General features: G+C 65.5%; 15 protein-coding genes. 4 read left to right on the forward strand and 11 right to left on the reverse strand.

The genetic code is table 11. From position 1 onward, the window contains the following. Window positions 1–76: 76 nt before the first annotated feature. The 5 genes from D9T14_RS04675 to D9T14_RS14345 all read right to left on the reverse strand — a co-directional run bounded on the left by D9T14_RS04675 (window position 77) and on the right by D9T14_RS14345 (window position 7,793). Complete coding sequence (locus D9T14_RS04675) at window positions 77–1,879, reverse strand: hypothetical protein (RefSeq protein ID WP_121592095.1); 1,803 nt, start codon at window positions 1,877–1,879, stop codon at window positions 77–79. Continuing rightward, window positions 1,876–2,856 carry a PD-(D/E)XK motif protein gene (locus D9T14_RS04680; RefSeq protein ID WP_121587798.1) on the reverse strand — a complete coding sequence of 327 codons (981 nt, stop codon included), beginning with the start codon at window positions 2,854–2,856 and terminating at the stop codon, window positions 1,876–1,878. The genes D9T14_RS04675 and D9T14_RS04680 overlap by 4 nt, the downstream gene beginning before the upstream one ends. Then, window positions 2,853–5,222, reverse strand: coding sequence for a Z1 domain-containing protein (locus tag D9T14_RS04685; RefSeq protein ID WP_126464233.1), 2,370 nt, complete (start codon window positions 5,220–5,222; stop codon window positions 2,853–2,855). Before D9T14_RS04685 ends, D9T14_RS04680 begins: the two co-directional genes overlap by 4 nt. Window positions 5,223–5,496: 274 nt before the next feature. Continuing rightward, window positions 5,497–5,868, reverse strand: coding sequence for a very short patch repair endonuclease (locus D9T14_RS04690; protein WP_121587868.1), 372 nt, complete (start codon window positions 5,866–5,868; stop codon window positions 5,497–5,499). A gap of 47 nt (window positions 5,869–5,915) precedes the next feature. Continuing rightward, window positions 5,916–7,793, reverse strand: coding sequence for a DNA cytosine methyltransferase (locus D9T14_RS14345; RefSeq protein ID WP_121587796.1), 1,878 nt, complete (start codon window positions 7,791–7,793; stop codon window positions 5,916–5,918). A gap of 435 nt (window positions 7,794–8,228) precedes the next feature. Here D9T14_RS14345 and D9T14_RS04700 point away from each other — a divergent pair, with 435 nt between their 5' ends. Then, window positions 8,229–9,032 (forward strand): hydroxymethylpyrimidine/phosphomethylpyrimidine kinase, encoded by an 804-nt coding sequence (locus D9T14_RS04700; RefSeq protein ID WP_121587795.1) that lies wholly within the window; start codon window positions 8,229–8,231, stop codon window positions 9,030–9,032. Between the two features lie 69 nt (window positions 9,033–9,101). On the opposite strand, the gene D9T14_RS04705 is transcribed toward D9T14_RS04700, so the two are convergent. Then, window positions 9,102–9,974: an acyl-CoA thioesterase gene (locus D9T14_RS04705; RefSeq protein WP_121587794.1), complete on the reverse strand. Its 873-nt coding sequence runs from the start codon at window positions 9,972–9,974 to the stop codon at window positions 9,102–9,104. Window positions 9,975–9,977: 3 nt separating this feature from the next. Further along, the gene (locus tag D9T14_RS04710) at window positions 9,978–11,858 is read right to left on the reverse strand and encodes an AMP-dependent synthetase/ligase (protein WP_121587793.1); all 1,881 of its coding nucleotides are present in this window, start codon (window positions 11,856–11,858) and stop codon (window positions 9,978–9,980) included. Between the two features lie 189 nt (window positions 11,859–12,047). Between D9T14_RS04710 and D9T14_RS04715 the strand changes: the two genes are divergently transcribed. Together D9T14_RS04715 and D9T14_RS04720 are read left to right on the forward strand one after the other, a co-directional pair. Then, window positions 12,048–12,527 carry a MarR family winged helix-turn-helix transcriptional regulator gene (locus D9T14_RS04715; RefSeq protein WP_121587792.1) on the forward strand — a complete coding sequence of 160 codons (480 nt, stop codon included), beginning with the start codon at window positions 12,048–12,050 and terminating at the stop codon, window positions 12,525–12,527. 136 nt (window positions 12,528–12,663) lie between these two features. Then, window positions 12,664–15,501 (forward strand): FAD-binding and (Fe-S)-binding domain-containing protein, encoded by a 2,838-nt coding sequence (locus D9T14_RS04720; RefSeq protein ID WP_121587791.1) that lies wholly within the window; start codon window positions 12,664–12,666, stop codon window positions 15,499–15,501. Window positions 15,502–15,566: 65 nt separating this feature from the next. Here the strand turns inward: D9T14_RS04720 and D9T14_RS04725 are convergent, their stop codons facing one another. Continuing rightward, entirely contained in the window at window positions 15,567–17,618 is a 2,052-nt protein-coding gene (locus D9T14_RS04725; RefSeq protein ID WP_170175721.1) for a M3 family metallopeptidase, read from the reverse strand. 115 nt (window positions 17,619–17,733) lie between these two features. Between D9T14_RS04725 and D9T14_RS04730 the strand changes: the two genes are divergently transcribed. Further along, on the forward strand, window positions 17,734–19,068 hold the full coding sequence (locus D9T14_RS04730; protein ID WP_197720561.1) for a DUF4921 family protein: 1,335 nt from the start codon (window positions 17,734–17,736) through the stop codon (window positions 19,066–19,068). A 145-nt stretch (window positions 19,069–19,213) separates the two neighbouring features. Here the strand turns inward: D9T14_RS04730 and D9T14_RS04735 are convergent, their stop codons facing one another. The 3 genes from D9T14_RS04735 to D9T14_RS04745 form a co-directional block, all read right to left on the reverse strand. Further along, window positions 19,214–20,359, reverse strand: a complete 1,146-nt coding sequence (locus tag D9T14_RS04735; RefSeq protein WP_121587788.1) for an amidohydrolase family protein — start codon at window positions 20,357–20,359, stop codon at window positions 19,214–19,216. 96 nt (window positions 20,360–20,455) lie between these two features. Then, window positions 20,456–21,868, reverse strand: coding sequence for a DASS family sodium-coupled anion symporter (locus tag D9T14_RS04740; protein ID WP_121587787.1), 1,413 nt, complete (start codon window positions 21,866–21,868; stop codon window positions 20,456–20,458). Window positions 21,869–21,881: 13 nt separating this feature from the next. Next, window positions 21,882–23,233, reverse strand: a 1,352-nt coding sequence (locus D9T14_RS04745; RefSeq protein ID WP_220668338.1) for a sodium/glutamate symporter family protein, incomplete at its 5' end; no start/stop codon positions are given.

Genomic DNA, 23,233 nt, shown 5'->3' on the forward strand with positions numbered 1-23,233 from the left:
GACTTCCCCCGGATTTTGAGCACCGGGGTAGCGCACTCGACCGCCAAGTCGGTCGCAGTTCGGAACGGCATGAGTTTCACTTGGTGACCTCGGTTCGGAAGGCGCAGTTCACCGCGACGTTCTCGGGATATGTGATGTCGATGAAGAAGACATCGCCTCCATGCACTTCCAAGGACTCCCCGCCCGTGACTTCTCCCATCGCGGTGGTCCATGAGTCGATCCGAACGTGATCCATGTCCCTGATCGGCCCGCTCCCATCCACCACGATCGAAAGGTCGGGCATCACCGTCATCGTGTTCACACCCGTCGGGGCCCGCAACTCCATCCGGGCCGACACCTGCCCGGGGGCTGAGTCACGGGACAGAGGCAGCAGGTCGCTGGACAGGACCTCGACAGCTTTTTTCTTCCCATTCCTGCGCAGACCTCCCGTGTTCCTCCTTTTCGAGGATGGGAGTCCGCTCGGATGGCCACCGTCGGTTCCCATGGCCAACACGCGCAGCGAGTCGGCAAGTTCCCCGGTCGAGACGTGTTCGCCTAGCGCAATGGAGGCATCTGCCGGCCTCAGGTACTCCACCAACGCCTCCTTGATCCGTTTCAGGGCGACGTTCACGTAGGTCTTCTGAGGTCTTTGGAGAGAACTGGGATTCCAGTCGTCATGAGTCGGAGGTTCGGCAGCGGCAAAAGCGTCGTCACACTCCTTGACCGGCTTGAACACCGCCACCCAGTTGTCCCTGCCATTCCGTAAGGACGGGTAATCATTCTCGCGCACCACCAACTCGGCCTCGTTGCGCATGAAAGTGACGGTGTTGGTGGTGTCGTTCTCCACGGGGAACAGGCAGGGAGTGATGGCGAGATGGCCGACGAGCATCTTGGGTTTCATGCACCAGATCTCCTCGACTCGGACGAAAACATCAGAGGACTCCTGCCCGGCTTGGGCCTCGCGGATCGCGGTCAGGCATCGTTGCCGCTCAGCCAGCTCTTGGGCGCCGTGCTCAGCGGAGAGCGGCACCTGCTCGCCATCCTTGGTGAGGCTGATCGCCATCTGACGGTCAGCAGGTTGACCTGGGATCATCTTCGGCCACAGGTTGCGGATGGTTGCATCTGCACACGCCCGGATGAAGGCCTCGCGTCCGTCGTCGAACACCGGATCCAAGATCATGATGGATGTGCCGGTCTCACTGTGCTGAAACCCTCGTTCGAAAAGCACCTCTCCCAGCTCATGAGCGTCGGAACCTGTGATCGGTTGCACGTTGTCGACACCCTTGCTGCTCGATCTGACACCCCACCACTGTTGTCCGGTGTAACGCTTCCCGCCCATGCTGAAGTTGGGGCTGACCGAGACCGCGATGAATCGTTCCTCGAAACCTGCCCCATTCCTGATCCTCGTCCAGACGAGGATCGTCCCGCACTGACTCGCCCTGAAGGAGGCGGTCTTCCCGAAGCCGTAGGTGCCACCACCGTACTGCTGGTCTCGCGGAGCACCGACGGTGAGTATGAAGTCCCGGAAGTTCGTGGAACTCCTCTTTGACACTTGAATGTCGTTGCGTGTCGGACCATCGAGACCGGTAGTGCCCCGGTCATGGATCTCCACGACTGGGAGCCTTGACTTCCTGACGGTCTCGGACAGTGGGCTGTCTGGGGCGGTCCGTGGCACGACCATGTCCCGTAGGACACTCATTCTTGCCGCGTCGAGGGTCGTGAACCTCATCTGGTACTCCGGGACGACACCGCTACCGACGCGTGCATCCCAGCTGTTCTGGGCGGTCTCCCTCAGTAACAGACTCGGCACCTCGAGACTCGTCCCGAGGAGCTTCTTCGTTCCTTCCCCAGCGATGTCCCCGTCACGAAATGGTTTGGGCACCCAGTCGAGTTCGATCATGGCTGCTCGCTCATCATCTCGTCCAAGCAGGCGCCAAGTTCCTCTCCGCTGAGCGGTTGCTCGGAAACCAGATCCAGTGTGTACCTCACTCTCGTGATGGCATGGCGACGGTGCTCGGGAAGGTCTGCAGAGCGCAGCCCCGGAAAGTCCTGTCCAACGGACCAGGCGACCGGCGCTCCCACGGTCTCGTAACGCACGTCGTCAGGGTCGGCGCCGAGCAGGAAGCCGTATTCCGCCAGCTTCCCGACCAGTTCAGAGCGCGATACACCGAGGTCCACCAGTTCCTCGACCCGATCCTGGATCGTCTGCCCCGAGGAGGTCTCGCGCACCGGGACCCGTACGAGTACCAAGGGATGGTCGGCAGGGGGATCCAACTGCTCCAGACTTGATACCACGACGGACATCCCCTCCTTGTCCGAGGCCTTGACCTCAAGATCGGCGCGTGGTGTCGTCACGTCGTGCACCGTGCCCGAGGGACCGGTCCAGGAGTCCAGCGCGTAGTTGGCGTTCCTGCTCGCCAGCCAGCTCAGCACTTCCAGTTCACCGAAGAGCCCCCGCCTTGTCTCGCTTCTCATGGCCTTGGCCGGGCGCAGCAGGTGCTTCCATTCCCTGAGCACGCCTTGAAGCACGGATCCCGGCTCGTGATCGGCGATCTGGACACGACGTGTGATGTCGTCGACGAGCGAGGAGAACACCTCGTGGAACTGATCCGAGCCGCACATCAGGTCCATGTGGCGGTGCCCTGTCCTTGGGTCCACCCAGTCGGTCAGGGACAGGACGTCACCATGAACCTCGGTGAAGGCGTAGTCGTCGTCGATCGGCACGAGCAGGTGACGCGCCGCACTCGAGTCCACGGCGTACAGCATGGGGTGGACGCCGTCCGGCACGGGCCGGGTGACCATCGCCGCCGAGTCTCTTTCGTGCCCTTCGTACAAGGTGGCGAAGAGCAGCCCGAAGGCCCTTCTCGAGCCGCTCATTCCTCATCCCTCCACTCGTCGTCCTCCTCGGGCTCACCCAGGTCCACGTCGCTCGAGGGTCTGACGCTGACGAAGCTCCCCTGCTCCGTGTCGTCAGCAACGTTCGGGTAGACGATGCCGAATCCGAAGAGATCCTCACCCACCCCGGGTGGCATGTCGACACGCGTACCGAGTTTCTGGTCCTTGGCGGTCAGGTGACTGATCGGGTAGACCACGATGAGCCCATCACCACCGGCAAGTCTCCTCCTGATGGCCATGCGCTCCGGATCCGTGCTGTGCGGCAGGTCCTTGTAGACGCCCGGATCGATGTCGGCCAGACGGTCCGCCGGGGACATGATGGCCTTGAAGTCCAGCTTCTCCACGGTGCTGCCGCGAAGTGGTGCGCGTCGAAGCATGGGAATGCTGACCCCTGCCACGTGAAGCTCGCCAAGGCTCTCCCCCGCCCCACGAGTTGAGTTGCCGGCCAAGACGACGTTCCAGCCGCTGCTCCGGGCGAAACGGTCGAGCCACTCGATCGCCGAACCGAGCAGATCGGGATCGGCGAAAACCTTCTGGTCCTGGTGAAATCGGTAGCCCCGGAGGAAGTCGATCACCTCTTGTGTGGTGAGCCCGCGGGCGATCCACCGGTGACCGCCCTCCGTCAGCAGGCGCAGTTCGTGGTCCCCCAACAGCTTCTCGAGGGCTCTGAGGTTCTCGTGCGTCAGCCGTGGACTGCCATCCATGATGAAGGTCTGCTGGCGCACACCGCTCATACTGACCTGGACGACACGGGCGTTCGTCATCTTCCCCGCAGCGGTGATCTCCAAGCGACCTGGGTGGCTGCGCACCTTGACCCCGACCTGCCGCGGGGTGAACTCACCGCCCTCAAGGGACCTGATCTCGTCTCGGAGGTCCTTCTCGACGAGCGCCAAGAACGCGTAGTCCCTGTCGAGACCGTCGGCCACCCAGATTCGGGGCAGGTCCTCGTAGCCCGGGCGGTAGCCGAACCAACGTCCCATCTGCATGAGGGTGTCGTAGGTGTTGGAAGTCCTGGTGAAGTAGGAGACGACGAGGCCCTCAAGAGTCAGACCACGGGACAGGGTGCCGCCACCGACGGCGATGACCGTTCTCGGGTTGTCGTCGTAGTTCAGCCTGTCCTCCGACTGCCCGTTGTCGACGATGACCTCCATGTCGCTGAGCACCTGCGGAACCTGTTCGGCGACAGCACCCCAGGAAGGATCGGCCTGTCCCTCAGGGACCTCGATTCTCTTGTACTCCTTCTTCCAGGACTCGTAGAAGGGTGACAGTCCCTCCCCGTGGTGTTGTTCCACGTCACGACGCATCCCGTCGACCACGACCCGCAACCGTCCCTGCATGGCGAAGTGCGGGTCCGTGTAGTGCGTCGTGTGGACCAGCATGGACGAGTGCCCTCGATGCCCGCGTGCTCTCCGCACGGCGCTGGCCACGACGAACCACTTGACAGCATCCACCAAGGAATTGGGCGGTTCGGGGTCGAAACCTTCTCGTTGTGCTTTCCTCGAGGGAGGCCTCAGGAGTTCGGAATCCCCAAGAGGAATGATCCTGACAATGTCGAGGCCCTCCGACTGGGGATCGGGGTTGTCGACATCGGGGTCGGCGAGCCCGAAGACCTGCTCGGCACCGAGATACCCGTCTCCGGGATCGAGGGTGTAGACAAAGTCCGAGGGGAAGAGGTCCTCCTCATCGTCGGGGTCCATGAGCACATTGGCGAAGGGGGTGGCCGTGTAGGCAACGTAGGAGCCACTCGGGACGAGGGCCCAGATCTTGCGCAGTGCAGCATTGATGGCCGAGATTCTCTCACGAGCCTGCTCGCTGTTCGGGGTCGCCTGATCGGCCTCGTCATCGACGATGAGGATCGGGCACTTCTCCCGTATTTCCTCGGGAACGCCCCGAAGACTCACCTCAAGATTTCTCAGCCTGGTCTTGTTCTTCTTGACGACGGCACACAGTCGGAGCCGACTGTTCCTCCCCATGAGCGAGACCATCTCGTTCCCGCGATCGAAGTCGTTGTTGTCGACCCTGGTCAGGTGGTGCCAGAACTCCTCGTCGGTGAAGAGATCCCTGTCCAGACGACTCTGGGTCTGCTCACGAAGGTTGTTGTGCAGTCCCGACAGCACGATGACGAAGCGATAGCCCATGTCAACGGCACGGGCGATCAGCCCAGCGAAATGGCGGGTCTTGCCGGACTGCACATTTCCCATGACGAGGCCCTTGCGACGAGTTCCAATCTCGCTGGGCGCGACTAGGAGAGAGCACACGTCCATGGTCGTACGGCCGAGTTCGTCCAAGCCCAGTGCGCCACCGCTCTCGAGCAGGGCCCTGTACTGCTGCCATCGTTCTCCACTCATCAACGCAGTCGGGCAGGGCTGAGAACCCTCGTACGCATTCACATCAGCGACGACGTTCTCGACCACCCGATTCCGATCCATGTCGTTCCTCAACGAATCGGCGACTTCCTGAACGAATCCCCTCGGTACGTGCTTTCTCAGCTGATGAGTCACGTGATCGACCGCTTGATCCATCGGTTCTCGCTTGACCATGACCCGCCGCAGGATCGCGGCCTCGACCTTGTCCCACGCGGCACTGCGTGAGTCTTGTCCCCCCGAATTCATGACAGAAACGTTATCCCTCCACGACCGCAGCCTTGACAAGGGTGGCTGCCTCCCTCGCCGGTAAGTGTTCCCACAGCCTGATGACGGACCACCCTTGGTCCTCCAGAATCCTCGTGGTCTCCTCGTCCCGGGCGACGTTCCGCGCCAGCTTCTCCCGCCACCAACCACCGTTGTGACGTGGTTCGACAGCGTGCTCGGGGCAGGAGTGCCAGAAACAACCATCGACGAAGACGGCCACCTTTCTTCCGGGGAACGCGATGTCGATGGTCCGGCGAGGTTTGCCCGGGACCGGATAGTTAACGCGATAGCGAAGGCCCTCCGCGAAGAGGAGCTTCCGCAGCTCGAGCTCGGGTTCCGTCCCAGTCCGGGGCTGCGTCTCCATGCGCCGCCTCACGATGTCGGACAGTGGTTCTGGTCTGGTGACATGCGTCATTCCACGTGTCCGTTCGGGTCGAGGCCCAGGGTCGGGTCGAGCGTCTCGGTCCCCCTCGCGTAGGTGCAGTGCGCCACGAGCGGGCAGGCATCGCAGCGTGGTGCACGTGCCGTGCAGACCTGTGAGCCCAGCAGCCGGATCGCCGCCATGCGGGTCGGGGCCTTCGGGCCGGAACCGACCAGACGAGCCACGTCCAAGAGCCCATGTGAGTACTTGTTCCTCTGGTCCGATTCCGTCCCCAACGTCCTAGCCGCTACGCGGAAGCATGCCTGATTCCTCAGCAGGACGTCCTCACCACCGAGGACGAGGAACAGTCGCTTCTCCGCGTTACGCAGCCGCACTTCTTCCGCGAACTCGTCATCGACGGTGACCTGCACGTTCAGCAGCCGTTCGAGATTCGCGAGCAGGTCCATCTGACGCTGACTGCTCGCCAAACCTATGCATCGGTTGAGAAGAGTTCTTGAGAGGACCTGTTTGCCCAGCAGGGGCCGGATGGTCGAGGCCAGCCGCTGATCCCCGAGGTGCAGGCGGGACTGCGCGGCCATTGCCAGTGCCACGAGCGGTGTCACGTCGTGACCCGGGAACCAGACGCGCATGGCGCCCACCGCCTGTTCACGAGCCCAGTCAACCAAGGACACCTGCAGCTGCCTGACATCCTGCCATCCGATCTCCGGGGCCTCGCAACCAAGAGCAGTGGCAGCCGCCCTTCCTAGTGAGGGCGGTACGGCGTTCCCGATCTGCCTGAACGCGTCAGAACGTGTTCCCGCGAACCGGAACCTGTCGGGGAAGGTCTGGATTCGGGCGGCCTCCCGCACTGTCAGCGTGCGGTTCTCCTCGGGATGGATGTACCAGTAGCCATCCTTCGCGATGTGTGCGGTGATCGAACGGCTGAGACCATCGGGGTCCAACCTGTGGTACTTGTCCGTGAAGCTGTCCGCCCGATAACGGCGCAGGTCCGCCGGGATCTCTGAGTAGAGCATGTCCGGCTTCATCATTGAGAAGATGATGCGGTCATCATGCCTGACCGGTCTGGTCATGTGCTCGGTCAGGATCTCTCCTGCACCGCGTCTCATCTCACGCTGGAAGTCGTTCTCGGGGTCCTGCTGGTAAGGCATCTCCCGGCATCCGGTGTCGTCATTCAGGTTGGGGAGATCACTCAGCACGTCCCTAAGCAGAACCTTCGGGTCATCATCGGGCCAAGCGAAGTCCAATCCGTCACGACGAGCCAGCAGGATCATGCGCTGCCTGTGCTGGGGCACCCCGAAACGCCACGCGTCGACGAGGTTGATGCTCGTCGCGTAGCCATGTTCCTGGAGCGTCTCCGACATGTGACGCAGCACATGGAAGTCGTCGCTCAGCCCCATGTCCGGGACGTTCTCCATGAGAACGGCCCTCGGGTTCAACCGCAGGGCGATGTCGAGGAAAGCCTGCCACATCTGTTTCCGTGGATCGACAGCGGGCCGGGCACCGGACAGAACCAAGCTACGGATCTTGCTCCGTCCCGCCCTGCTGAAGGGCTGACACGGCGGCCCCCCTGCGACCAAGTCGATCTCGATGCCCTCGAACATGGTGATGAACTTGTCCCGGGCATCAGGGTCACCAAGATCCCAGTCAAGGGTCATACCGCCGAAGTTGTGGCGGTGGGTCTCCAGAGCGGCCTTGTAGTGGTCAACAGAGGCGGCGATCGTCCACCCAGCCTGCTCGACGCCAAGACTGAGACCTCCCGCTCCTGAGAAGAGGTCCACGGCCAACTTGGCACGGGCTTCCAGTTTCGTCTCGCACCAGTCCTTGAAACCCTCGGGACCGATGGAGTCCTCGTTCGGTGCCAGCTTGAGATATGTGCTGCGCGACATCGGAACAGCAACCGTCGACATGCCTGGCAGCCACCTCACTCAGCGTGTGACCCCACGACCCCGGGGACAGCACAATCATATGCATGCGCGCACCGAGACCTCGCCAGTGACACGAACCGGGACCAAGAGACTGGTCGCCTCACCGCCTTCGTGGCGCCGAACCACACCGAGAAGCCATCGGACACCGGGTCCGAGCCAAGCCCTCGGTTCATGAGGAACCGGGGTCCGACACCGATGAGGGGCGGGCGTTTCAAGACATGCGGGGGCCTCGAACGGCCGGATCCGACTGAGCCCGCTCCCGGGGCACCCCGGGCAGGGATGCTAAATCCAACAGGATTTGGCCGTTTCCGGGCTTTTTCGGCCTGAAACGGCCAGATCCTGTTGAAAAAAGCATGTCCTCGGCGTCCGTTGTGGACCTCACCGACCGGCTGGCCCGGTCTCGGCAACAATGGGCCCATGACCAAGATCGCTCTCGCCATCGCAGGCTCCGAGGCGTCCGGCGGGGCCGGCGCCCAGACCGACCTCAAGACCTTCGCCCAGCTGGGCGTCTTCGGCGCCACGAGCCTCACCTGCATCGTCTCGTTCGACCCCGGCAACGACTGGGCCCACCGCTTCGTGCCCGTCGACCCGCAGGTCATCCACGACCAGATCGAGGCTGCCGTCGCCGTCCACGGCCGCATCGACGCCGTGAAGATCGGCATGCTCGGCACCCCGGCCACCATCGACGTCGTGGCGCAGGCCCTCGAGCAGTACGACTTCGACCAGATCGTCCTCGACCCGGTCCTCATCTGCAAGGGCCAGGAGCCGGGCGCCGCGCTCGACACCGACAACGCCCTGCGCGCCAAGATCCTGCCCCACGCCACGCTGGTCACCCCGAACCTCTTCGAGACCCAGGTGCTCTCCGGCATGGACGAGATCACGACCGTCGAGCAGCTCACCGAGGGCGCCCGCCGCATCCACGACCAGGGCGTTCCCTACGTGCTGGCGAAGGCCGGCACCCTGTTCGACACCGGAACGGCACTCGACGTCTTCTACGACGGCACCACGATGGAGGTGCTCGAGGTGCCGGCCATCGGCAGTGAGCGGGTCTCCGGGGCCGGCTGCACGCTGGCGGCCGCCGTCACCGCCGAGATCGCCAAGGGCGCCGAGCCGCTCGAGGCCGCCCGCACCGCCAAGCAGGTCGTCGTCTCGGCGATCGAGCACCGCATGCACGGCAACGCCCCGTTCGACTGCGTCTACCAGGGCTACTACGGCCGCTGAGCGCCGCGGGACGTGCTGGTCCTGCGGTTCTTGTGCGTCATTGCACGCGAACCGCAGGACCAGGCTCGTTCAGTCGGTGACGAGGCGGGTGCGCATGGCCGCCGCGGTGTGCTCGGGCAGCGGGGCGGGGCGGCCGTCGTCGCCGGTGCGCACGAGCACGGTGCGTGAGCGGGTGAGCACCGGGGCGTCGGCGGCCCGCGGGTCGCAGATCTCGCAGCCGAGTGTCACCGAGGTGGTGCCCACGTGCAGCGGGGCCGTGTAGCCGATGTACGGCTCGGGGCGCCACTGCATCTGCTCCACGTAGTCGATCTCCTGACGGGCCACTACCCACCTGCCCGCCGTTGACCCCAGCCCCATGCCGGCCCGGGCCATCGACGGGTCGATCGCCGTCGTCGCCTCGATGCGGGCCTGCTGGATCCAGTCGATGGTGCGCACGTTGTTGACGTGGCCGTACCTGTCCTGGTCGCTCCACCGGGCGTAGAGCCTGGTCGGCTCGCCACGCCCCCTGAGCCGGGCCTTGGGCAGCGGGCGCCAGCGCGTCTCACCCTCGATGGCGATGTCGGTGAGGGCCCTGCGCTCGTCGGCGGTGAGCGGACGCAGCCGCTGGGTCTCGAAGTCGAAGGGACACATCGAGGTGCGCACGCGTCCGCGCAGCTGCCCCTCGTGCCAGATGCGATAGCCCATGATGAAGCGCGCCGCGCGCACCTCGACGGTACCGAACTCCACGGTGAGCGGCTCGGTGGAGTAGAGCATCGACTTGAGGTACTCGACCTGCTGGCTCACCATGACGCAGCCGTCGAGGAGCAGCTGGGGTGCCTGCGAGTCCATCATGAAGCGGGCCCGGGCCTCCTGGGTGAAGTCGATCGTCATGACGTTGTTGATGTGGCCCTGCGGGTCGAGGTCGGACCAGCGCAACGGGATGTCGACGGTGAAGGAGGCCATGGCTCAGGCCCTGCGGCTGTCGGTGGTGAGATCGGACCGGGAGTCCTGCTCGTACAGGGCGTCGATCGTGTCGGCGTAGCGCTCCAGCACGACGTTGCGCTTGACCTTGAGGCTGGGGGTCAGCTCGCCGCTGTCCTGGCTGAACTCGTGGTCGAGGATCTCGTAGCGCTTGATGGTCTCCCAGCGCTCCAGCCGCGCGTTGGCCCGGCGCACGAAGCGGTCGATGGAGGCCCGGATCTCGGGCAGCTGGGACAGCGTGGCGTAGTCGTCGCCGCCGTGGCCGTGTTTCCTGCCCCACTTGAGCAGGTCGGCACGGTCCAGGGTGAGCAGCGCGACGGCGTACGGGCGTCCCTCGGCGCTCACGACGGCCTGGGTGATGTACGGCACGTTGGCCAGCAGCGTGGACTCGACCTTCTGCGGCGCCACGTACTTGCCGTTCGAGGTCTTCATGAGGTCCTTCTTGCGGTCGGTGATCCTCAGATAGCCGTCCTCGTCGAACTCGCCGATGTCACCGGTGTGGAACCAGCCGCCGGCGAAGGCCCTCGCGGTCTCCTCGGGCATGTTGTGGTACCCGGTGGCGATCGTCGGCCCGCGCAGCAGCAGCTCCCCGTCGTCGGCCAGCTTGTGCTCGATGCCCGGGGTGACGGGCCCGACCGAGCCGAATCGGGGCTTGTTGGGTACGTTCACGGCTGCGATGGCTGCGGTCTCGGTGGCGCCGTAGCCCTCGATGACGATGATGCCGGCCGAGTAGAACCACTCCTGCACCTGCTCGGACAGCTTGGCCGAGCCCGAGATCATGAAACGGACCCGCCCGCCGAGGGTCTGCTTGAGCTTCTGGAACACCAGCCGGTCGGCGAGCGCGTAGCGGATGCGGACCGGCCAGGGCAGCTTCTTCCCGGCCAGGCGGTAGCCCCGCGACTCGCGGCCGACGGCGAAGGCCCAGCGCGCGATGCGGCCCTTGAGGCCCTTGGACGGGTTCATCGTCATGACGGTGGCGCGGATCTTCTCGTAGATGCGCGGCACGCCCACCTGGATGGTCGGGCCGGTCTCGCGCATGCCCTCGACGATGCGGTCGATCCGCCCGTCCACCACGACGCGGAAACCGATGGCCAGCTGGGCGGCGACCAGGTCGCGCCCGAAGACGTGCGACAGCGGCAGCCACAGGTACAGCGAGTCGTTCTCGTCGACGACGCCGTCCCACATGAGGCGCATGGAATGACCCTCGTAGGTCCAGCACCGGTGAGGCAGCTCGACGCCCTTGGGACGGCCGGTGGTACCGGAGGTGTAGATGAGGGTGGACAGGGTCTCGGGCCCCATCGTCGCGAGCCGCTCGGCGAGGACGTCCGGGTTGGCCGCCAGGTACTCGCGCCCCAGCTCGTGCAACCGCTCCCAGGTGACGAGACGATCGTCGGCGTAGCCGACGGGGCGGTCGTCGTCCATGAGGATGATGTGGCGGACCTGCTCGTCGAGATCTGGCAGCCCGATGACCTTCTGGGCCTGGATCCAGTTCTCGGCCACGACCATGACCGACCCGGAGTCCTGCAGGATGTACAGCTCGTCGTCCGGCTTGGTGTTCGGGTAGACGGTCGTCGTGGCGCCGCCGGCGCAGGCCACGCCGAGATCGGCGAGGATCCACTCGATACGCGTCATGGCCGCGATGGCCACCCGCTCCTCACTGCCCAGGCCGAGAGCGACAAGACCGGCGGCGAGTTCGTCGACCTCTCGCTCGGCCTGCCGCCAGGTGATGTCGACCCACTGCTCCGGCTCGGTGTAGAGGGGCACCTGGTAGGCCACGGCATCTGGGGCAATGGCCGCGCGGGCCCGGAACATCGCCGGGTAGCTGGGCTCGCACTCGGCAAGGATCCGTTCGCGAACGTCCGCCATGGGGCCGCCTTCCATTCAGCTGGGTCCGGGTATCGATCCCTGCCCTTCAGAGTACCGCTGCCTCACCGAGGCCACGTCCACCATGACAGACCTGGAGCCCATCACTGTTATGAGACTCTTTTCATAGAAAGTTGCAAGAAAAAACTTTCCACTTTAACCAAACCTGTGAACTCCCATAGGATGTCATGTATGGAAGAGGTCCCCTCCCCCCGCTGGCTCGATGACGAGCAGCAGATGATCTGGCGCAGCTGCCTGGCCGGTAGCGCCTACATCCTCGCCCAGCTGGGCCTTGCTCTGCGCGAGTTCGATCTCGACATCAACGAGTACGAGATCCTTGTGAGACTCTCCGAATCCGAAGCCCACGCGCTGCGCATGTCCGCACTCGCGGAGAACACCTATCAGTCCCGTTCACGCCTGACCCACACCGTCTCCAGGATGGAGAAACGAGGCCTGGTCACCCGCAAGAGGGCCCCCGAGGACCGTCGCGGCATCATCGCCGAGCTCACCGAGGACGGCATGGCACTGCTGCAGTCAGCGGCCCCGGTCCACGTCGAGTCGGTCCGTCAGGTCTTCATCGACCGGACCGATCCCGAGGACCTGAGAGCGGTCGGCCGGGTCATGGCGGCCGTCCTCAAGGACCTGCCCGCCAGCTCGTACGCGCACTGCTGACTCCTCCCCCAGGCCAGGGCCGCCGCCCCCAGGCCGCACCGCGGACCGGCGGGCCGGCGGGGCTGCCTGGGACACGCCGCGGAGCAGCCCGTACCGGGTGGCACACTATATCCTCGTGAGCGCACCAGTACGGGGAATGAGTCGTCTGCGGGTCCTGTCCCGCGAATCCGCGGACCGGGTCAGGGAACTCGACGCGATCCTCGGCCCCGGCAACTGCCTCAACCGTTCCGCGCTCGCCCGGGCCATCTACTCCTCTGACGCCTCGGTCTACCGCATCGTGCCGCAGGCCGTCGCCGCACCCCGCGACGTCGACGAGCTCGAGGGTCTCATCGACGCGGCCATCAAGGTGGGCATACCGATCACCGGTCGCGGCGCGGGCACCAGCTGTGCCGGCAACGCGGTCGGCCCCGGCCTGGTCATCGACATGAACCGGCGCCTGCGCCGCATCATCGACGTCGACCCCGAGGCGCGCACCGCCACCGTCGAACCCGGTGTGATCCAGTCCGAGCTGCAGGCCGCCACCAGACCCTTCGCACTGCGTTTCGGCCCAGACCCGTCCACCTCGGACCGCTGCACGATCGGCGGCATGATCGGCAACAACGCCTGCGGCCCGCGGGCCCTCGGATACGGCCGCAGCTCCGACAACACGCTCGAACTCGACGTCATCACCGGCACGGGCGAGCGCCTGCACCTGGGCGAGCAGGACAGCTCCAGCGAGACGTCCAGGCGCCTGGCCGCCCTCGTCGACGAGAACCTCGCCCCCATCCGCACCGAGTGCGGCCGCTTCACCCGCGAGGTCTCGGGCTATTCGCTGGAGCACCTGCTGCCCGAGCACGGGCGCCACACCGCGCGGTTCTTCGCCGGCACCGAGGGCACCCTCGGGCTCATCACGAGGGCCACCGTCCGTCTGGTCGCCGACGCCCCCTACAAGACGATGGTGGCCCTGGGCTACCCGACGATGCCGGAGACCGGCGCCGCCACCACGGCGATCCTCGAGTACGGCCCGACGGCGATCGAGGGCCTGGACTCCCGGCTCGTCCAGCTGGTGGCCGACCGGCTCGGCTCCTCGGCCGTGCCGGAGCTGCCCCGCGGCAAGGCCTGGGCCTTCGTCGAGCTCGTCGGCGAGGACCCCCTCGAGCTCGCCGACCGCGCCAGGCGGGTCGCCACCGGGTGCGGCGCCCTGGAGAGCTGGGTGATCGACGACGCGGCGCAGGCCAGGAGCCTGTGGGGCATTCGCTCCGATGCAGCCGGCCTGGCCGATGCCGCCCTCGCGGACCCCGCCTACGCCGGCTGGGAGGACTCGGCGGTCCCTCCCGAGAAACTCGGCGAGTACCTCACCGCCTTCAACCAGCTGCTCGCCGAGCACGACCTGCGCGGCCTGCCGTACGGCCACTTCGGTGACGGCTGCGTGCACTGCCGCATCGACTTCCCGTTCGAGACCCCCGGCGGGGTCGAGCGCTACCACGACTTCATGCTGGCCGCCGGCGCCCTGGCCGCCAGTTTCGGCGGTTCGATGTCGGGCGAGCACGGGGACGGCCGCGCCCGCAGCGAGCTGCTGCCGCTCATGTACTCCGACCGGACCATCGCCCTGTTCGGCCGGGTCAAGGACATCTTCGACCCCGAGAACCTCATGAACCCCGGCGTGATCGTCGACCCCGATCCCACGGACGAGGCCATCCGCGTGCCGGCAACGATCGCCGCCCCGCTGCGCATCGCCGACCCCGGCTTCGCCCGCGCCGTCCACCAGTGCAGCGGCGTCGGCAAGTGCCTGGCCGACACGACCGCCACCGGCGGCGTCATGTGCCCGAGCTACCAGGCCACCGGGGACCAGAAGGACTCCACCCGGGGCCGCTCCCGCGTGCTGCAGGAGATGATCAACGGCGGGCTGCTCACCGGCGGCTGGCGTTCCCCGGAGGTCGGCGAGGCCCTCGAGTTCTGCCTGGCCTGCAAGGGCTGCCGCCGCGACTGCCCCACCGGCGTCGACATGGCCGCCTACAAGTCCCGCGTGCTGTACGAGAAGTTCAGGCACCGCTTCTGGGCGCGTCCGCGCTCACACGTGGCGATGGGCTGGCTGCCCACCTGGGGACGCCTCGTCACGAGACTGCACGCCGGCGCGATCGGCAACCTGTTCCTGCAGACCCCCGGCCTGAAGCACCTCGTCCGCTGGCTCGCCCGGGTCGACCAGCGTCGCCCCATGCCCCGGTTCCGCACCGGCGGCTCGGCCCGTTCCGAGGCCGCGGCAAGCCTGCGCACCCGGCCGCAGGGCGAGGGCCGGCCGGTCGCGATCTGGGTCGACTCGTTCTCCGACGCCTTCGAGGGCAACCAGGCGATGGGACTGGTGAGGACGCTCATCGCAGCGGGCTACGCCCCGCGGATCATCGAGCAGGACGCCTGCTGCGGCCTGACGTGGATCACCACCGGCCAGCTCGACGGGGCCCGCCGGCACCTGCAGCATGCGCTCGAGGTCCTGCACCCGATCGCCGCCGAGGGCATCCCCATCGTCGGGCTGGAGCCCAGCTGCATGGCCGTGTGGCGCTCCGACGCCGCCGAACTGCTCGACGGCGATGAGCGCGTCGAGGTCGTCGCCAAAGCGGTGAGCACCCTGGCCGAACTGCTCGTCAGGACCCCGGGCTGGCAGGCTCCCGACCTGAGCGGGCACACGATCGTCGCCCAGCCGCACTGCCACCACTCGTCGGTGCTCGGCTGGGAGGCCGATCGGAAACTGCTCGAGTCGACGGGCGCGACGGTCGTGGCGCTGGCCGGCTGCTGCGGCCTGGCAGGCAACTTCGGGGTCGAGAAGGGGCACTACGAGGTCAGTGTCGCGGTCGCCGAGCACGACCTGCTGCCGGCCATCGACGCAGCAGGGCCGGACGCGATCCTGCTGGCCGACGGGTTCAGCTGCCGCAAGCAGATGAAGGACCTGCGCGACCGCACCGCGATGAGCCTGGGTGAGCTGCTCGCCGCCCACCTGTGACCATCAGAGCACGTGCAACTGCGTTTCTCGTGCGTCATTGCACGAGAAACGCAGGGTGAAGCGGTTCAGCTGGGGCTTCTACGTCTCGTCAGGTGCGCAGGGTCCGGGTCGGCGCCGCGGAAGGCCCGGTAGGCCGCGGCGACGTCGGTCGCGCCGCCGATGGCCAGCACCTCCCGGCGGAAGCGCTCACCGGCGGCCCGGTTGAGGCCGCCGTCATCGCCTGCGGCGTGCTCGGCGAACCAGGCGCAGGCGTCCGCGTCGTAGACCTCGGCCCACTTGTAGGCGTAGTAGGCGCCGTCGTAGCCCCCGCTCCAGATGTGCGAGAAGTAGCGGCTGTGGTAGCGCGGCGGGACGAGATCGAGGGCGAGTGCCCTGTCCCGGAGGGCGGTGGCCTCGAAGACGTCGATCTGCGCGGGGTCGTCCGGCAGCCGGTCCGGCGCCGCCGTGTGCCAGGCCTGGTCGATGCCCGTCGCCGCCAGGACCTCCAGGTCCTCGAAACCGGCGTCGGCGAGACGGCCGTCGAGCAGGCGCTCGACGAGTTCGTCGGGGATCGGCTCGCCGGTGACGTGGTGGCGGGCGTAGCGGGTGATGAGGGACGGCTGCCACGCCCAGTGCTCGTTGACCTGGCTGGGGAACTCGACGTAGTCGCGCGGGGTGTTCGTACCCGACAGGGAGGCGTAGCGGGTGTCGGCGAGCAGGCCGTGCAGGCAGTGACCGAACTCGTGGAAGCAGGTGATGACCTGGTCCCAGGTGAGCAGTGCCGGCTCGCCGGCGGCAGGACGCGTCACATTGGTGTTGAGCGTGACAACGGGTCGGTCGCCGGTCAGGGCGCTGGCGCAGACCAGATCGGTCATCCAGGCGCCGCCCTGCTTGGTGGGACGCGCCCACGGGTCGACGATGCACAGGCCGAGCAGGGAACCGTCCTCGTCGCGGGCCTCGAGGACGACGCAGTCCTCCGTGTAGCCGGCCAGGTCCTCGCGCCTGGTCATGGTGATCCCGTAGAGCTCACGGGCGGCCGCGAAGACGCCCTCGCGCAGCACCTGCCAGAACTCGAGGTAGGGACTGAGCGCGGCATCATCGACGGCGGTGGCGGCGCGCAGCCTGGCGGCGGTCCACGCCCAGTCCCAGGGCCCGAACTCCAGCCCCGGAGCCAGCCGCGCGAAGGCCTGCCGGTGGCGCTGCGCGTCGGCTCGGGCCTGGGTCATCGCCCGTTCCCCGATCCCGGTGAGCAGCGCCTGGATCGCGTCGACGCTCCGGGCACAGCCGTCGTCGGCGACGAGGGCCGCATGGGACTCGAAGCCCAGCAGTTCGGCGCGGCGTCCGCGCAGCCGGGCCAGCTCGATGATGGTCCGGCCGGTGGCGTTGCCGCCAGCGGCGCCGCGCCCGAGGGAGGCCTCGAAGACGCGGCGGCGCACCTCCTGGCGGTTCAGGCTCGCCAGCCAGTCCTGCCCGGTGGTGTTGACCAGCTCCAGCAGCCACCCGTCGAGCCCGCGTGCTGCGGCCGCGGTCGCGGCGGCCTGCCGCTGAGCCGGGGACAGGCCGTCCAGTTCGGTCTCGTCGGTGATGTGCACGGCCGCCTCGTTGCGCCCGGCCACGACGAGTTGCTCGAAGCGGGCCGAGGCCGTGGCGATGGCCTTGTTGAGTCCCCTGAGGGTCTCCTGCTCGTCCGGGGCGAGACCGACGCCGCTGCGCCGGTGGTGCCGGATCCGTTCGGACAGCCAGAAGGTGTCCTGCTCGTCCAGTTCGACCCGGCCGCCGGCTGCCGCCTCCTGGAGCGCCAGCAGCCGGTCGAACAGCGGGCGGCTCAACGCGATGGCGTCCTCGTGCCCCGACAACTGCGGGGCCAGGCGCTCAGCCAGTGCGTCGAGCTCTGGGCTCGTGTCGGCGTCACGCACCGTCGTGAACGCGCCCAGGGCCCGGGCCAGGGGCGTCCCCGCGAGTTCCCAGGCATGAATGACGTTCTCGGCGGTCGGCGGATCAGGGTCGGCAGCGAGCTCGTCGAGTGCCGCTCGCCGGGCCCGCATCGCCTCGTGGATGATGCGGTCGAAGGCCGCCGCGTCGAGACGAGCGAAGTCGGGCAGGTGGCACCAGGATTGTTCGGGCAGGACGGAGCTCATGCATCCATGCTCGTCCGCCGGCACAAGACATCTCCGGCGCGACACCCTGCCGGGAGCCGTGTCCACATTGGGGCGAAACCCGACAACCACTGATGCAGCCCCTAGAATCGCTGGCATGGGCAATGAAGACCATGTCGAGCCGATCCGAGTCATGCCAGATGGCACCGTCAAGCAGATCAACCCCCTGTCGGGTGTCGAGGTGTGGACCGTCCCAGGGCGCGGCAACCGCCCGCTGACGAGACCAGCCGAGAACGTCCACCCGCTGCAGCCAGGTGACAGCACGCACGCCTGCGTCTTCTGTCTGGGCCGGATGTCAGAGACTCCCCCGCCGAAGTCGCGCCGCGTGAAGACGGCGGACGGCTGGCAGACCCTCTCCGGCGTCCTGCCGAACCAGCGCACCGACACGGTGGCCGAGTTTCGGCGCATCCCGAACCTGTTCGAGATCCTCGGCTTCGGGTACTGGCAGACCAACTACGACTACCGGCCCTCTCCGAAGGTGATGGCCGCCTACGAGCGTTACCGGAACGACCCGGCCGGGCGCCAGCACCTGCTGAGCATCTGCCGTTCGAAACTGGCTGCCTCGGGGCTGAGCCCCGACCAGATCGACGAGGTCGGCGAGGAGCAGATGCTCGAGGACTCACTGGCCTTCTTCGCGTCCTCCCACGACGTCATCGTGGCCCGGCGGCACTACATGGACTTCGCCGCCGACAGCAGTCAGCTGGCCGGTTCCGGTTCACTGAGCGTCGAGGAGCACGAGCAGTACATCGCCTTCACGATCGAGGCGCTGCACGACCTGTACGAGGAGAACCGCTACGCCCGTTACGTGGCGGTCTTCCAGAACTGGCTGCAGCCGGCGGGAGCGTCGATCGACCATCTGCACAAGCAGCTGGTGGCGATGGACGAGCACGGCGCCCAGACGAACGCCGAGGTCACCACGCTGCGCGCCAACATCAACGCCTTCAATCAGTACGTGCTCAACGAGGCGGTGCAGCACAACCTGGTGATCGCCGAGAACGACTCCGCGATCGCCTTCGCCGGGTTCGGGCACCGCTACCCGACGGTCGAGATCTATTCGAAGTCGAGCACCTGCGAGCCGTGGCTGCACAGCCCCGAGGAGGTCGCCGACATGTCGGCCCTGCTCCACGCGATCCACGCCGCGACGGGCACCGAGGTGCCCTGCAACGAGGAATGGCATCACCGCTCCCCCGACATGGACGTCCCGCTGCCCTGGCACATCAACCTCAAGTGGCGTGTCTCCACGCTGGCCGGTTTCGAGGGCGGAACGAAGGTCTACCTCAACACGATCGACCCCTGGCATCTTCGTGACCGTCTCGTACCCAGGCTCCACGAGCTGCGTCGCGAGGGTCACCTGGCGGACGGCATCCTCCTGGACGAGCAGTGCCCGGCTCGCTACAACAGCCTGAAGTACAACCCGCTGCTCCAGTCCTGAACGAGCAGATGCGGCCCGGGGAGGCCTGGCCTCCCCGGGCCGCATCATTGTCGGCGTCAGTGCACTTGGTGCCCAGAGGTTCTGCGACGACCAGCCGGCCCTTCACGGATCCGCCCTGCGGACCTGCTCGATCGCCGCACGCGGATCAGAAGGTCAGATTGCGGAACACCATCTCCCCGTTCTTCACCGTGAGCACCGGCTGATACAGCTTGTGGCTCACCCGCGTGTGCTGATCCGGGTCGCCATTGGGACGATCCCCGTGGACGGTGTCCTTCTCCACCGGGCGGAGTACCGCAATGTCCGCAGGATGCCCGATCGTCAGGGACCCCGCCCGGTCCAGGATCTTCAGATCTCTCGCCGGGTTCACTGTCATGCAGCTGATGACGTCCTCGAAAGAGATGCCGAGCGCCGTGTACTTCGCGATCTGCATGGCGAGATTGAACGTCGTCGGGCGCAGATTCATGCTGAGGCGCGTACCGTCTGTCGCAATGAAATCGGGCAGGAACCCTTCCCGGATGGCTACCTCGGCGGAATCGAACCCGAAATGAGCCCTGGCATCCGCGGCCTCGAAGAGCACCCCACGCTCCCTTGCCTGGTGAGCCGCCTCGATCACATGGCCATTCTCAATGAGGTTCGGCCCGATGTTCATGTACATGTGCGTGAGGATGTCCCCGGGACGCAGGATGTCCAGCAGCTCGGAGAGGGGTCCGGGCGGATTGGTGCTGTGCACGAGGACCGGGACGCCGATCTCATCGGCCAGCGCCACCGCCGCCCGCAGCACGTCGTATCCGAGATCCTTCACGATCTGTGCGCCGCACCGCAGCTTCAGCCCCACCAGCACGTCGCCGAAGCGCTCGAAGTTCTCCTTGATCCCGGCGACATCCCAGTGCTCCGGGTTCACGTCCTCAACATAGCCGGGCAGCGTGTCAAGACCCGTCCTCGCGACATGGAGATAGGCCTTGACACCCAGCCTCATCTTCTTGAGAGCACCCTGCCGGTAGACGAAGTTGGACGAACCGCAGCTTCCTGCGTCCGCCACCGTTGTGACGCCCGCTGCGAAGCACTGCGCCTCGCTCGGCAGACCCAGCCTGGAGAGCTGGTGCAGATGCGCGTGGTGGTCGATGAGGCCGGGCACGACATAGCATCCGCCGGCATCAATGACATTGTCCCGCACCTCGGCCGGGATGTCCTTCTCAACCTTCGTGATCCGACTGCCCTCAACCGCCACATCGCGGACCTCGTTGATTCCGTTGAGCGGATCCAGCACATTACCATTTTTGATGATCATCATGGGTTTGCATTCCTTCCTGCCATGCGGATTTGCTTCTTGAAACACCGGCCGACCATCCTTGGTCCATCATCCGGTGTGAGTGGATCTCGGTGATCATCAGACGATGCCGACGAGCTTCCAGAACGGGACACCGACGACGAAGAGCAGTACGACCCCGACCAGCACCATGATCGTCCCGACCCGCCAGAAGTCCTTCTGTGAGACGTAGCCGGGCGCGAAGGAGATCAAGCCTGCCCCGTTTCCGTAGTGCGTGAGCAGGGCTCCGATCGGGGACATGATCGCCAGCAGCATGGCGACCATCATCGGATTCGCCTGGGTGGTCAGCAGCAGTGAGAACAGAACCGGGTAGAAGGAGGCCACGAAAGCGCTGTTGGACACGAAGAAGTATCGGACAGCAAGGCTGATGAACACCAGAATGACGGCAACGAGCATACCGTTCAGGGCACCGAGGTTCAGGACCGACCCGAGCCTCTCGGCAAGCCAGGTGTAGAAACCGGCCTCGGACAGCGCGGTCGCAAGACCGTAGAAGGCGCCGTACCAGATGAAGATGTTCCAGGCACCCTTGGCCGCGATCACATCGTTCCAGTCAAGGACCCCGAAGAACAGGACGAGCGCCAGGAACACGAACCCGACGACCTGCATGCTGAGATCGACGAAGGGCACCTTGGGGCCCAGCATCCAGCCAAGGACGGCCAGGATGAAGAACACCAGCAGCCTCTTCTCCTTGGACGTGATCGGCCCCAGCTCGGCAAGACCCTTCTCCGCAATGGGCTTGACCTCGGCCAGCGACTTCAGGGTCGGCGGGAACACCTTGTAGATGACGAAGGGAGCGGAGAACAGGAAGAGCCCGATCGGCACGAATGACGCCAGGAACCAGGTACCCCAGCTGATGTCAAGACCGAGCATGTCCGCCGCCAGGGATGCCGTGATGGCGTTGGTCGCCATACCGGTCAGGAACAGCGCCGACGTCCCCTGGGAACTGACGTACATGAGGATCGACAGATAGGCGCCGAGCTTTCTCGGCTCCCTGTCGGGATAAGATCCGGTACCCTCCGCGATGTTCTGGAAAATTGGATAGATGATGCTCGTCCGAGAAGAGTTCGATCCGGTCGCCGGGCTCAGCACCAAGTCGGTGAGGACCAGCATGTAACCAAGCCCGAGCGTGGACTTACCAGCCCTCATGAGCAGATTGTAGGCAATTCTCTTGCCCAATCCGGTCTTGATGAATGCCGTGCAGACGATGGTCACGATGCAGATGAACCAGGCCATGTCACTGCCATAGCCGGCCAGCAGCACGTCCCGATCGTAGAACATGGCACCCAGACCAACCATGATCAGCGCGACGACAGGCGCCGGGAACGGGGTTGTGATGAGGCCGATCAGCATGCCGAGGTACAATGCCACGAGGTGCCACGCGTCAGCGTCGAGGCCACCGGGAGCCGGCACGTTCCACAACCCGATCGTGACCAATGCGATCAGGATGATCGATATTAAACGACTCGTTTTCATTTTTCTCCTTTTATCATCGCGTTTCCGCGAAAATGAATGCGCAAACACAGGCTGCAATCATTATGATGAAGCCGACGCCCACCGACAGGGTCAAGCCGGCCGACAGCCACACCGGCGCAAGTCCGACGAAAACATCCTTCCAGGACATGACCGTCGAATATATTCCGTGGGTGTCACCTGCGGATGACCGAGAATCCGGATCCAGCGCCCTGACCAGCGCCAGTCCGGTGGATGTGTTCCCGGTTGCCGCTCCGATCGCCATACAGGCCTTCTCGAACCACTCGTGCGCCAGGCATTTCCTGCTGAGGACCAGGATGATGAGCATGGAGAGCGAGCAGAGCACCGCCACGTAGATCAGCATCGGGACGATGTAGACACTGACGAACTCCAGATCAAGAGTTGCCATGGCCGAGAAGATGACGATCTCCAAGAGGAATCCGGAGATCATCTTGATGGTCTTAAGATCCACGTACCGATCGAGCTTGGTCTTCACCAGGATGAACCAGAGGATGGCCCCACCGAAGATGCCGTGGAGCACACCGGGAAGCGTTGCGAAGAACGAAATATAATTACCCAGGAATCCGAATATTTTCTGCCCGATGAGCAATGCCAGCAGCAACCAGCCGAACTGCAGCGCCAAGTGGTTGATGCTGTTGGCCGTCACCACCGTCATACCTGCAGGTGCCCGCACGTCCTCGGGGAGCACACCACCATAGAAGTAATCCGGCTGACCGGCAGGTTTCTTGACGTACGTGCCCCAGCCCTTACGAATCCCATAGTTGACCAGGACCATGCCTGCGGCCATCGCTATGATCAGGCCGAGCGTCGACAGCACCATGCCAACTGCCATGTTGGCTCCGATACCGAGCCGCTCGAACTCGGCACCGGCGGCAGCTGCCGTTCCGTGGCCACCATGAAATGCGAACACCCCCATGACACCCCAGCCATCGGGAAGCCCCGGCCAGAATCTCGCGAGCAGTGCCCCCAGCAGGACACCGAGCCCCATCTGCATGCCATACGCAGTCATCGTGATGAACGAGTAGTCCAGATAGGAGCGGATCTTCGACCTGTCGATCCGAACCCCGATGACCAGCGAGGCGAGGACGATGCTGATCAATGCGTCGGGGAGTTTTGCAAAACTCTCCGGCACATTGACCAGATCAGCCCCCTGCTGGCCGATGGCCAGCAGAATCAGTCCGGCTCTTCCCAATCGAGGGTGTAGTCCGGGCTGTGGGTTCGTCGGCGCGTCGGTGAGTGGTGGGAGTCGAGGTCTTCCAAGGATGGAAGTTCTCACACTGCCCATCTGGAAGACCTCGACGTGCCTGACATTACCCCGCCGGCCGGTTTCGGCCGTCCCGATCTGAC

It is taken from the genome of Propionibacterium australiense (assembly GCF_003666605.1).
Lineage (GTDB): Bacteria > Actinomycetota > Actinomycetes > Propionibacteriales > Propionibacteriaceae > Propionibacterium > Propionibacterium australiense.

Bases quoted from the DNA above. Each gene is read 5' to 3' on its own strand.
- D9T14_RS04675 (WP_121592095.1), bottom strand. From the start codon at position 1,879: ATGATCGAACTCGACTGGGTGCCCAAACCATTTCGTGACGGGGACATC.
- D9T14_RS04700 (WP_121587795.1), top strand. From the start codon at position 8,229: ATGACCAAGATCGCTCTCGCCATCGCAGGCTCCGAGGCGTCCGGCGGG.
- D9T14_RS04735 (WP_121587788.1), bottom strand. From the start codon at position 20,359: ATGATGATCATCAAAAATGGTAATGTGCTGGATCCGCTCAACGGAATC.
- D9T14_RS04690 (WP_121587868.1), bottom strand. From the start codon at position 5,868: ATGGAGACGCAGCCCCGGACTGGGACGGAACCCGAGCTCGAGCTGCGG.
- D9T14_RS04710 (WP_121587793.1), bottom strand. From the start codon at position 11,858: ATGGCGGACGTTCGCGAACGGATCCTTGCCGAGTGCGAGCCCAGCTAC.
- D9T14_RS04730 (WP_197720561.1), top strand. From the start codon at position 17,734: ATGGGCAATGAAGACCATGTCGAGCCGATCCGAGTCATGCCAGATGGC.
- D9T14_RS04720 (WP_121587791.1), top strand. From the start codon at position 12,664: ATGAGTCGTCTGCGGGTCCTGTCCCGCGAATCCGCGGACCGGGTCAGG.
- D9T14_RS04740 (WP_121587787.1), bottom strand. From the start codon at position 21,868: ATGAAAACGAGTCGTTTAATATCGATCATCCTGATCGCATTGGTCACG.
- D9T14_RS04725 (WP_170175721.1), bottom strand. From the start codon at position 17,618: ATGAGCTCCGTCCTGCCCGAACAATCCTGGTGCCACCTGCCCGACTTC.
- D9T14_RS04680 (WP_121587798.1), bottom strand. From the start codon at position 2,856: ATGAGCGGCTCGAGAAGGGCCTTCGGGCTGCTCTTCGCCACCTTGTAC.
- D9T14_RS14345 (WP_121587796.1), bottom strand. From the start codon at position 7,793: ATGTCGACGGTTGCTGTTCCGATGTCGCGCAGCACATATCTCAAGCTG.
- D9T14_RS04705 (WP_121587794.1), bottom strand. From the start codon at position 9,974: ATGGCCTCCTTCACCGTCGACATCCCGTTGCGCTGGTCCGACCTCGAC.
- D9T14_RS04685 (WP_126464233.1), bottom strand. From the start codon at position 5,222: ATGAGTGGAGAACGATGGCAGCAGTACAGGGCCCTGCTCGAGAGCGGT.
- D9T14_RS04715 (WP_121587792.1), top strand. From the start codon at position 12,048: ATGGAAGAGGTCCCCTCCCCCCGCTGGCTCGATGACGAGCAGCAGATG.